Here is a 10,257-nt window from a genome sequence, read left to right on the forward strand (position 1 = left end):
GATGACTGAGATCAATAAAGGGGCGAATGCACACCTCAAGAAGAAGGGGGCAGGACGCGAGCAGGACACATCTCTTGGATGGCTCGATCGTGAGCATCCGCACCTAACTGCTTGGCGAATCTTGGCAGTTGAATGGCTGAAAGGCGAGACTCGGGGGCTGCCCAGCAGGCTGAGAGCCTTATCAGCCTTCTTCGATCGCTTCATTGCGCGACAGGGGTTGCCCCACGAACCTAGCGTGTTCCTCGCTCGTAGCACGAGCGTGCCCAACTTCTATCTCACTGCTTGTCCGAACTCTTTTGACGGCATCAAGAACAACAATCACATCAATTCCTTCCTTCAATACGTGCTGCTAAAGGAGTTCAGCGAGGAGACTGACAACGGCCAGTTGGTTGTATCCCCGGCGTTTCACAATCCCGTCCCTCGTATGTCCAGAGAGGGTCTACCCAGGCGTGATGAGAGTGTTCATTCGCCGCTGCCCTATGGATACATCGACGAACTTCGCCAGATTCTTGCTGCTGGACCACACTTCCGCGATTGGCAATGGGCGCAGCAGGCACTGGGGGCGAAAGCTGGTACGCGCGGTAGAACTGCTCCTGACTGGTTTGAGGTAACAGAGGCGCAAATAGATCGAACAGACCCAGATTGCGTATGGCGTATCCGCAAACTCAAGTCGGGATATCGTGGCGGACAGGTTCTGGAGATGTGGAGCCCGGTGCGCTGGGTTGCGCTACTCGTAAAGCTAATCCTGCCACTGCGTACTCACCAGGTACGATTCCTTGATTCCGGCGAAGCCGACACTTGGCGCTTTGAAGCAGGTTCTTGGACGTTGAATCCCAGTCCCCTCGCTGGGGGAAGTGAGCGACGCCCCGTCCAGCTAGGCGTATTTCGACGTAGCCAGCAGCTAGGTGAGAGTGAGTCCTCCGGGGCGGTGCTCTACATCAACACCAATAAGACTGCTGACATGGCGAAGGCTGGTGAGGACAAAGGCTACCTAATGCCGTGGTGCGCAGGTGGGCCGATCCATCAAGACGTCTTCTATTGGCTAGAGAAGATGCGTAACTGGCAGGAAAAGTACAATCCTGTCTCGAGGCGAACAGCCTGGGGAGAGCTCGACGCACGTCACGTCCAAGCAAAAAGCGAGATACAGCTAAGTAGTTATCCGGATGCCTGCTTCTTGTTTAGATTGCCGGAGGAATGCGATGGATCCTCCAATCTACCTCTGCAGCGCGCCGGCCAGCTTGAGGGCTGCTGGTTCCGCCTCCTGTCAGCACTGCAAATCCGCATTGCTGAGCGAGGCGAGACTCACTCTAACGGTGCGCCAATTCAATTCCTTCCGCCTGTGGAGGAACAAAATTGCGGGCTGACCACTCTCTTTCCGCTTCATAGCCTACGCGTTTCGCTCATCACCGCACTGGCCTTAGAAGGACAAGTTCCGTTCCCCGTTCTGCAGAAGCTCGTCGGTCACAGTCGGCTGCTGATGACCCTCTACTATACAAAGCCGGGGCCGACCCATGTTCGCAAGTTGTTGCATAGCGCTGCGGAACGGCTTGAGGCAGGAAAGGAAGTCAGCATTCAGAATTTCCTTCTCGATACGGCTCACGAAGAATTGCTTCAAAAGGCGGTCTGCAATAGCGTCCCTAGCCTCGCCGTGGCCATCCCTCAACATCCCTCCGTACGCAATCCAGTGGGCTGGATGCCAATGCACCATGGGTTGTGCCTGGTTGGAGGCAATACCAGTGAGAATGAGGGCAATAGTGCGATAGGTGGCTGTTACAACGGAGGGGCATACTTGGGATCAGCAACGTCTCAAAAGTACGGACCTGTCCCCGGCGGCAGTCGCAACTGCGTACGCTGCCGCTGGTTTGTGACCGAGCCACATCACCTCCCAGCGCTTGCCGCGCACTTCAACACACTCGCCTATCACTTTGACGAAGCGCGCAACACTTGCCTCACGCGCGAAGAAGAACTTCAGAATATCAAAAGGCAGAAGGCTGACGCTGAGGACAGCGGGCATCCCTTTGTTGCGTTGAACGCACACCGACAGGCAGAGCGGGTGTGGGAAAGCGCCATGAAGCGCTTCAGTGATCTGGCAGAAGACCTGGTGGCTTGCTGGCGTCTAATTGAACGCTGCAAGTTGGCCCTCGGCGATTCGCAAGAAGGCGGTACGCAGTTGATTGCCGCTGGCGAAATGGTTGATGTACAGGCTGTCTTCGAGGAGACAGAGTCAGAACTCCTACAGCTGACGGGCATATGCGATAGCGTTGAGATGTATCCGGATCTTGACCCAGGAAAGGCGGTATTCCGCCGAAGTCAGCTTCTCGATGCCGTGCTCTACAACGATGGCCGACCGCCCTTGTTCATGACGCTCAGCGAACAAGAGCAGCTACTGGCGGGCAATGCGTTCATGCGGCATCTATCTCAGCAGATGGATCCAACCAATCCAATACTCGGCCAACGAGAAGTGATCCGTTTGATGGACGCCGGTGTGCGTCTCAGCCAGCACTTCGACGTCGATCTCTCGCATCTGCTGTCTGTATCTCAACATCCGGCGCAAGGAATCCCTGTCGACCGGGTTCTTCTGGAAGAAGTGAAAGCATGACCGACACAACGAATGTGCACCCCGACGCTGTGCTTGCCGCACTGCTGGCAAAAGGAGGGCGTTCAAATCGGCAGGCGAATCTGGCTAGGATGCATGAGATCTGTAGTAATCAGCACGCCACCGGCTCGCGAGACTTCTCGATTTCAACCATTGGCCGCTTGGCAGAGGCCGAAGGAGTGCTAAAAGGTCGAGCACTCTATAACGCAGCATCCGCCGACTACCGGTCGCTCATTGAGGCTTGGGCGGCCTACGCTGGCCCGCCTCTACCGAGAGTCAAGAAGGTCTTGGCGAGTGATGAATATCTGATGCGTATCGAAGATCCGGCTATTCGATCCATCATTCAGGGCATCATCGCCGAACGTGACAGGCTCAAATCGCAGCTCAATTTGCTGAAGGCCCACACGCAAGTGACAGTTGATCGCCGCCCCCTGGGCGCCACGATCTCGGCGACTGGCGTAGCACCGCCTCTGGCTGTATTCACGCTGTCTGAGCAGTTCACACCATCAGAACGCGAGGCACTCAGGAAAGCGATATCACCAGACTACCTGCAAGAGCGGGGCCTGAAGGAAGGAACTCACGGAGAAATCATCAACGAACGGGGACGGGTCGTGCTTGAGGTTGGCTTTGCAAGAGCGATCCGCAAGATTCTTGGAGATTCGATCACCAAAGGCCGATAGAAAAAGCGCCGACGTCACCGTCGGCGCCTCCACCGTACGATGCATTGCTATGCATCTATACATAGCAATGCAATCGAGTACATCCGTATACGTATCAGTGACATAGGAAGCCACCCATGCATCCTATGTACATTTAGGGTATGAGTCGCGAGAGGTGGCTTTTTTGCAGGCGGTGCATCCGCCCGCAGCTACCCGTTGCGTGGCCCCGCGAACCCTCAGCCCGGCCATGCCCGCAGGCGTTCCAACGCCGCAAGGACGCACAGCGCGGCCGCCAAGGGCGCCAGCATCGGCAGCACCAGTTCGCGACCGGTTGCGCCCTGCCTCATGTCATTCCGCCGCCGCAGCACCGCCAGGCACAGCGCCGCCATCACCAGCAGGGTTGCCGGACCCGGCAGCGCCGGCAGGGTGCCCAACGGCAGCCACAGCACCAGCATCACCGCCGGCAGTCCGACCGCCGCCACGATCACACCGCGGGAGCGTCCCACTGCATCACCCGCCCCTGGCCACAGCGATGTTGCCAGCCGCAAGGCCAGCATCAGCAGCACCAGCTGCAGGGCGGCCAGGCCCGTAGCCCCCGCCAGCGGCAACAACGGCAGCATCCACTCCAATTGCGGATGCATCTGCAGCGCCACCGACAGTGGCCGGGGACTGGCCAGCGCGGAAAACTCGACCAGCCCTGCCTGCAGTGCTGCCAGCACGATCAGCAGCAGCATCGCCAGCAACGAGACCAGCGCCAGCACTGCCGGTTGCCACATCGCGCCCTGGCGGCGCAACGCAGGAAAGCCCAGTGCCAAGCCGACGCTGGCAAATACCCCCAGCAGCGGCACCGCAGCCGCCAGCACCCCGCCCAGCCCGAAGCGATACGGCGCGGTCGCCGGTGGCAGCCAGGGGATCCAGTGCGCGTAATGCACATGACGTGCCGCCAGCGCCAGCAGCAACACCCCCGCACCGATCTTCACCGTCAACAGGGCGCAGGCCACCAGCACCACACGCCGTGGCGGCAGCAATGCCAGCGCGCCCAGCATCAGCAGGCCCACCGCCGCCGTGACCTGTTCCGGCAGCCAGTCGCAGGGCTGGAGGCCTTCGGCGGCCAGCACCGCGTGCAGATGGAGGGCCATGGACTGCGCCACGCCCGCCGTGGTCGCCACCAGCTCCAGCAGCAGGGCCATGCCCAACACGCCCGCCACCCGCGGCCCCCAGCTGGCAGCCAGCAGCCCGTGCAGGCCCTCGCCCGCCGGCAACCGCAGCACCAGATCCTGCAGGCAGCACAGCACCAGGCCGGCCCCCAGTGCAGCCAGCAACAGGCTGAGCACGATGGCGGGGCCTGCCTGTGCCGCCGTGTGCTGGCCCACCAGTGCGATCACGCTGCCGCCCACCAACAGTGTCAACGCCACCACCGCCAGATGGTCCGTCCCCAGTCCGGCCCCACCCGTGCCGTCCCCGCCCCTGTCGCCGTCCATCGCAAGTTCCCTTGATATCCGCCCAAGCGCGGTCGACAGCAGGCTGGCAGCCTGCGTCGTCCTGCGGAATCAGAATCGGTGGAATGTGCGCAACGATGTGATGGCAGGCACGCTGCCAGCGGCAGGGTCGGTCCAGCAACGACAGAAAAATCGTCGCTAAGCAGAATTGATGAAGTTGATCACGACAATGCTCGTCAGCGCCGCTGACTCCGCGCTGCCGCGATCACTCGCGCGGTGGTGGCAGGTGCGGCGCCACCAGGGCAAGCGTGCGTTGCAGCGCGCCGCGGCCATTGCTGACCAGCGTGCATCCCGCCCGCGCCATGTCTTCGCGGGCCTGGGCATCGTCGAGCAGGTGCTGCAGCAGATCGCCCACCGCCTGCGCGTCCTCGCCGATCAGCAGCGCCCCGGCCTCGCGCATGCGCCGGGAAATTTCCGCGAAGTTGTGCAGGTGCGGGCCGGTCACCGCCGCCGTTCCCATCGCGGCCGGCTCCAGCAGGTTGTGACCACCGATGGCCTGCAGGCTGCCGCCGACGAAGGCGACCTGGGCGCAGGCATAGAACGGCATCAGCTCGCCAAGGGTGTCGATGACGAACACGTCGGTGGCCGCCTGTGGCCACTGGTCCACGCGGCGGGTCGCCACGCTCCAGCCCTGTTCGCGCGCCAGCGCTTCCACCTTCGGGAAACGCTCGGGATGTCGCGGTGCCCACAGCAGCAGCAGCTCCGGATGCCGCTGGCGCAGGCGCCGGTGCAGGTCGATCACCGCCTGCTCCTCGCCATCATGGGTACTGGCGGCGATCCATACCGGACGAGCGGCCGGTACCCGCGCGTGGAACTGTTCGACGAAACCCTGCACATCCGGCGTGGCGATGTCGAATTTCAGGTTGCCCAGCGCCTGCACCTGGCCGGGATCCGCCCCCAGCTGCACGAAGCGCTCGGCATCGTCCTGCGACTGCGCGGCCACGCAGGTGACGGTGCGCAGCGCGCGGCGGATCAGTGCCGCCAGCAACCGGTAGCCGCGCAGCGAACGCGCCGACAACCGGGCGTTGAGGATGTACACCGGAATGCCGCGGTCACGGCAGCCGAACAGCATGTTCGGCCACAGCTCGGTTTCCAGGATCAGCGCCAGGCTGGGCTGGAAATGGCCGAGGAAACGGTTGACGCTGCCCGGCACGTCGTACGGCAGGTAGACATGGTCCAGGGCGTCGCCCCACAGCGCGCGTACGCGCTCGGAGCCGGTCGGGGTGATGGTGGTGATCACCCAGCGGATGTCCGGGCGCTGCTGGCGCAGGGCATTGACCAGCGGCGCGGCGGCATTGACCTCGCCCACCGAGACCGCGTGCAGCCAGACCCGCGGCTGCCCGGTCGGCTGCGGATAGGAGGCATAGCGTTCATCCCAGCGCCGGAAGTATTCACGAACCCGGAAACCGCGCCAGACCAGGTGGTACACGGTGATCGGCAGCAGGATGTAGAGCACGACCGAATACAGGCCGCGCAGGATCCATTCGACAGGGTCTTTGCGCATGCGGCAAGGATACGGGAGCCCCCGGGGAAAGACACGCGGCCGCCTTGGTAGAATGGCCCCATGTCAGATGCCTCCACCGCCGTCCGCCCATCGCTGCGCGATCCGCGCAACTGGCCGATGTTCGCCGCCATGTTCGGCGCCTTCGCCATCGCCCGCCTGCCGTGGATGCTGCAGCGCGCGCTGGGCCGGGGCGTCGGCTGGATCACCTGGCGCCTGCTCGGCAGCCGCCGCCGCGCCGCCGAAGTCAACCTGCAGCTGTGCTTCCCCGAGAAGGACGAAGCCTGGCGCCAGCGCCTGGTGCGCGACAGTTTCGATGCGCTGGGCGTGGGCGTGTTCGAGTGCATCCGCGCCTGGTGGGGCAGCATCGACCGCATCCGCCCGCAGGTACGGATCGAAGGCCTGGAACACCTGCGGCAGATGGAGGCTGAAGGCCGCGGCGTGCTGCTGGTCTCCGGCCACTTCATGACCCTGGAAATGTGCGGACGCCTGCTGTGCGACTACGTCGACCTGTCCGGCATGTACCGCAAGCACAAGAACCCGGTGTACGAGTGGGCGGTGAAGTTCGGCCGCCTGCGCTATGCCAAGGCGATGTTCGCCAACGAGGACATCCGCGCGACCGTGCGCCACCTGAAGAAGGGCGGCTTCCTCTGGTACGCGCCGGACCAGGACATGCGTGGCAAGGACACCGTGTTCGTGCCGTTCTTCGGCCACACCGCTTCGACCATCACCGCCACCCACCAGCTGGCAAGGATGACCGGTTGTGCAGTGATCCCGTACTTCCACCGCCGCGAAGGCGGGAAGTACGTGCTGAAGATCGGCGCACCGCTGGAGAATTTCCCCAGTGAGGACGTGGAAGCCGATACCACGCGGGTCAACCAGGCCATCGAAGAGATGGTGCGCGAAGCCCCCGACCAGTACCTGTGGATCCACCGCCGCTTCAAGCGCCAGCCCGGCGGCCGGAGTGATTTCTACAAATAACCGGATGCGGTGGAAGGACCGGCGTCCTCGTGGCGCCAACCTTGGTTGGCGCCGGATGAACCGAGGCCGGTCCCGGGGAGCCCACCAAGGTTGGCAACTACTGCATCGGCGGAGATTCGTCCGATTCGCGGGCCAGCAGACTGCCGGCGAACAGGGCCGCCAGCAGCACGGTCAGGCCGCCCCAGAACGCAGAATAGAACGCCAGGTGCGTATTGAGCGGGAACACGGTAACCGCCAGCGCCAGCATCGCCGGGCGGGCGCGGTCACGCGCCGCCGGCGGTGCATAGCGCCAGGCCCGCCAGGCCTGCGCCACCGCCGCCAGCCACAGCAGCAGGCCCAGCACGCCGGTCTCGGCCAGGATTTCCAGCACGATCTGGTGGGCGTGCAATGCCGGTTGATTGCCCCACACGGCGGGGCCCTCGTCTGACACGCAGGCCGGATACGCATCACGGAAGCCGCGCGCACCGACACCGTTGACCGGATGTTCCTCGATCATGCACACCGCCGCCGTCCAGATGCGCGCGCGCCCCGAAAGCGCCTCGTCAACGCCCTGCCCGTCTTCGTTCCATGCCTGTGCCGTGCGCGCAACACGCTCGCGCAGCTGCGGCACGCCCGCTGTCAGTGCGGCCGTACCCAGCGCTGCCACAAGGGCCAGCAGCAGCAGCCGCTTCCAGCCGAACTGGCGCAGGCCGCTGTAGCCCAGCACCAGCACAAAGGTGATCCACGAGGCGCGCGAACCGGCCAGCAGCAGCACGCATCCCACTGCGGCGGCGGCCAGCAACCACCCCGCACTGCCGAAACGCCGCGCCATCGGCAGCAGCAGGAAGGGTGACAGGCTGGCCAGCACCTGGCCGAACTTCAGGTTGCAGGGCCCGAGCGCGCCACTGAGGCGGTCGGCCAGTGCGGCTTCGTCGGCCGGGCACAGCGCGTGGCCACTTACGGCCAGCTTCAGGTGCTGCAGCGACCAGAACCATGGGCTGGTGCCGGCCAGCGCCTGTACCAACGCGTCCAGCGTCCACGCGCCGGTGATCAGCGCCAGGCCACCGAAGGTCAGCCGCCGCCGTTCCGGCGTGGCTACCGCGATCGCCACCAGCCACATGAAGGGCAGGTAGCGCAGTCCGGCGGCAGCCTTGGTCCACGAGGCCGCCGGATCGATCGCATCGATGGCCGAGAACGCCTGTGGCAGCCAGTAGCCGAGGAACAGGATCGAGGTCAGGGCCCACGCCGCCGTGCTCAACAGGTGCGGGCGGCGCTGCAGCCGGCGCATGACCATGCGCGCGGCAGCATAGAGCGCGCCAAGGCCGAGCACGGTTTCGGCGATGCCTGGCAACGGCCACATCGCCACGTACGCCAGCACCCACCAGGGCGCCCAGCGCCCAGCGCGGTCGTCGCGCACGATGGCAGCGGGGTCAGCCGGCGAGATCGGCATAGAGGCGGAGGGTATCGCGCTGCATGGCCTGCAGGGTAAACGGGATGCGGGTCGGCAAGGATGGCGGCTGCGCCAGCAGGGCCAGCGCACGTTCACCCAACGCGCGCGCGTCGCCGAGCGGCACCGCGCCGCCGGGCTGCAGCTGCTGCAGCAGTTCGCCGACGCCACCGTGGTCCCAGCCCAGCACCGGGCGGCCGACCGACAGCGCCTCGACCACGGTGCGGCCAAAGGCTTCCGGCTTGTCCGACAGCTGCAGCACCAGATCGCTGGCGGCGTAGGCCAGGGCGATGCGTGCGGTAGGCGTGCTGATCTGTACGGCCTCGGCCACGCCCAGTGCCGCAGCCTGGCGGCGCAGATCGGCCACGTAGGCCTCACGCCCGGGTTCCTCGGTACCCAGCATCCACAGCTGCGCAGGCACGCCGGCGGCACGCACGTCGGCCAGCAGCTGCAGCGCGTGGGCGTGGCCCTTCAGCCGGGTACCGCGCCCGGGCAACAGCAGCAGCGGGCCATCAACCTGCGCCAGCCAGGGATAATCGGCGGCCAGGGCCAGCCGCGGGCGACGGTCGGCACGTGCTACGCGTGGGAACTGGCCGACATCGACACCGCGGGGAATGACCTGCAGTTTTTCTTCCGGCACCGTCGGGTAGTGGCGTTGCACGAAGGCGCGCACGGTATTGGACACGCAGATCACGCGTTCGCCACTGGTCATCACCGCACTGTAGCGGCTGGGCGAATTCAACCCGTGCACGGTGGTCACCCAGTGCGGGCGCTGTGCGGCGGGCATGGCGCGGATCGCGTACAGGCCCAGCCAGGCCGGCAGCCGCGAACGGGCGTGCACGATGTCCGCACCGACCTCGGCAAACAGGCGGCGCAGGGTCGGCAGATGGCGCAGGGTCAGCAGCGACTTGCGGCCGATGTCCAGGGTGAGGTGCTCGGCACCGCTGTCCAGCAGCGGCTGCACCAGGCGGCCACCGGCGGACACCACCAGTGCACGATGGCCGGCCGCGACCAGGGCAGCAGCGATTTCCAGGGTCGAGCGCTCGACACCGCCGGAGTGCAGCGCCGGCAGCAACTGCACCACGGTCAATCGGCGCATCGAAGGGGCCGCCGTTTAGTCGGCCAGCACGAACACGGAACCGCAGTACGGGCACTGCGCTTCACCGTTGGGCTCGTCTTCGATCGGCAGGTACACGCGCGGATGCGAGTTCCACAGCGCCATTTCCGGGGTCGGGCAGCTCAACGGCAGATCGCTGCGGTGCACGGTGTAGCGCTTCTCGGCGTTGGCGGGCGCGGTGGCGGTATGGCTCATGGCGGATGTCGGTGAACGGGTTGCGAGGCCTGTGATTCTAGCATCTGGGCCGCACCGACATTGCGCCACAACGGGCCTTTGCGCGCTCCCGCCGATGCCTCGCATCTCCCCGCCGCACGCCGGGCGGCGGCGGCGCCGGGGATTTCGCGGTCGTTCCGGCAGGTTCGCTCGCCAGAATCGACTCCAGCGATATTTCCCGCATTTGGATCGAACTAAATGGCACTTGCCAGCGCGCGACGGCTGTTGCAGGATCGGGCCAGGTCGCACCCCGACCCACCCAATC

8 protein-coding genes are annotated in these 10,257 nt (G+C 64.8%); 3 read left to right on the forward strand and 5 right to left on the reverse strand.

Annotated elements, in window-relative coordinates; genetic code table 11:
- The first annotated feature begins 1 nt into the window (after position 1).
- On the forward strand, positions 2–2,599 hold the full coding sequence (gmtZ, locus tag AC5P7I_RS02475) for a gamma-mobile-trio integrase GmtZ (RefSeq protein ID WP_049417539.1): 2,598 nt from the start codon (positions 2–4) through the stop codon (positions 2,597–2,599).
- On the forward strand, positions 2,596–3,276 hold the full coding sequence (gmtX, locus tag AC5P7I_RS02480) for a gamma-mobile-trio protein GmtX (RefSeq protein ID WP_262088121.1): 681 nt from the start codon (positions 2,596–2,598) through the stop codon (positions 3,274–3,276). Before gmtZ ends, gmtX begins: the two co-directional genes overlap by 4 nt.
- A 215-nt stretch (positions 3,277–3,491) precedes the next feature.
- On the opposite strand, the gene AC5P7I_RS02485 is transcribed toward gmtX, so the two are convergent.
- Both AC5P7I_RS02485 and waaA read right to left on the reverse strand, forming a co-directional pair.
- Complete coding sequence (locus tag AC5P7I_RS02485; protein WP_262088122.1) at positions 3,492–4,736, reverse strand: amino acid transporter; 1,245 nt, start codon at positions 4,734–4,736, stop codon at positions 3,492–3,494.
- A gap of 223 nt (positions 4,737–4,959) precedes the next feature.
- The gene (gene waaA, locus AC5P7I_RS02490) at positions 4,960–6,258 is read right to left on the reverse strand and encodes a lipid IV(A) 3-deoxy-D-manno-octulosonic acid transferase (RefSeq protein WP_262088123.1); all 1,299 of its coding nucleotides are present in this window, start codon (positions 6,256–6,258) and stop codon (positions 4,960–4,962) included.
- A 60-nt stretch (positions 6,259–6,318) separates the two neighbouring features.
- Between waaA and AC5P7I_RS02495 the strand changes: the two genes are divergently transcribed.
- Positions 6,319–7,236, forward strand: coding sequence for an LpxL/LpxP family Kdo(2)-lipid IV(A) lauroyl/palmitoleoyl acyltransferase (locus AC5P7I_RS02495; protein ID WP_014648350.1), 918 nt, complete (start codon positions 6,319–6,321; stop codon positions 7,234–7,236).
- 97 nt (positions 7,237–7,333) lie between these two features.
- Here AC5P7I_RS02495 and AC5P7I_RS02500 read toward each other — a convergent pair whose 3' ends face one another.
- Genes AC5P7I_RS02500 through AC5P7I_RS02510 form a run of 3 tightly spaced genes read right to left on the reverse strand, consistent with a single transcriptional unit; the run spans position 7,334 to position 9,974 of the window.
- The gene (locus tag AC5P7I_RS02500) at positions 7,334–8,665 is read right to left on the reverse strand and encodes an O-antigen ligase family protein (protein ID WP_262088124.1); all 1,332 of its coding nucleotides are present in this window, start codon (positions 8,663–8,665) and stop codon (positions 7,334–7,336) included.
- Positions 8,646–9,761 (reverse strand): glycosyltransferase, encoded by a 1,116-nt coding sequence (locus AC5P7I_RS02505; protein ID WP_014648352.1) that lies wholly within the window; start codon positions 9,759–9,761, stop codon positions 8,646–8,648. The genes AC5P7I_RS02500 and AC5P7I_RS02505 overlap by 20 nt, the downstream gene beginning before the upstream one ends.
- Positions 9,762–9,776: 15 nt before the next feature.
- Entirely contained in the window at positions 9,777–9,974 is a 198-nt protein-coding gene (locus AC5P7I_RS02510) for a zinc-finger domain-containing protein (protein WP_005410967.1), read from the reverse strand.
- Between the last annotated feature and the right edge of the window lie 283 nt (positions 9,975–10,257).

The organism is Stenotrophomonas sp. YJH_SMC_138 (genome assembly GCF_059369855.1).

What these genes read in the sequence shown, in the direction of transcription:
- AC5P7I_RS02485 (WP_262088122.1), bottom strand. Translation starts at nt 4,736, where the DNA reads ATGGACGGCGACAGGGGCGGGGACGGCACGGGTGGGGCCGGACTGGGG.
- AC5P7I_RS02505 (WP_014648352.1), bottom strand. Translation starts at nt 9,761, where the DNA reads ATGCGCCGATTGACCGTGGTGCAGTTGCTGCCGGCGCTGCACTCCGGC.
- AC5P7I_RS02510 (WP_005410967.1), bottom strand. Translation starts at nt 9,974, where the DNA reads ATGAGCCATACCGCCACCGCGCCCGCCAACGCCGAGAAGCGCTACACC.
- gmtX (WP_262088121.1), top strand. Translation starts at nt 2,596, where the DNA reads ATGACCGACACAACGAATGTGCACCCCGACGCTGTGCTTGCCGCACTG.
- AC5P7I_RS02495 (WP_014648350.1), top strand. Translation starts at nt 6,319, where the DNA reads ATGTCAGATGCCTCCACCGCCGTCCGCCCATCGCTGCGCGATCCGCGC.
- waaA (WP_262088123.1), bottom strand. Translation starts at nt 6,258, where the DNA reads ATGCGCAAAGACCCTGTCGAATGGATCCTGCGCGGCCTGTATTCGGTC.
- gmtZ (WP_049417539.1), top strand. Translation starts at nt 2, where the DNA reads ATGACTGAGATCAATAAAGGGGCGAATGCACACCTCAAGAAGAAGGGG.
- AC5P7I_RS02500 (WP_262088124.1), bottom strand. Translation starts at nt 8,665, where the DNA reads ATGCCGATCTCGCCGGCTGACCCCGCTGCCATCGTGCGCGACGACCGC.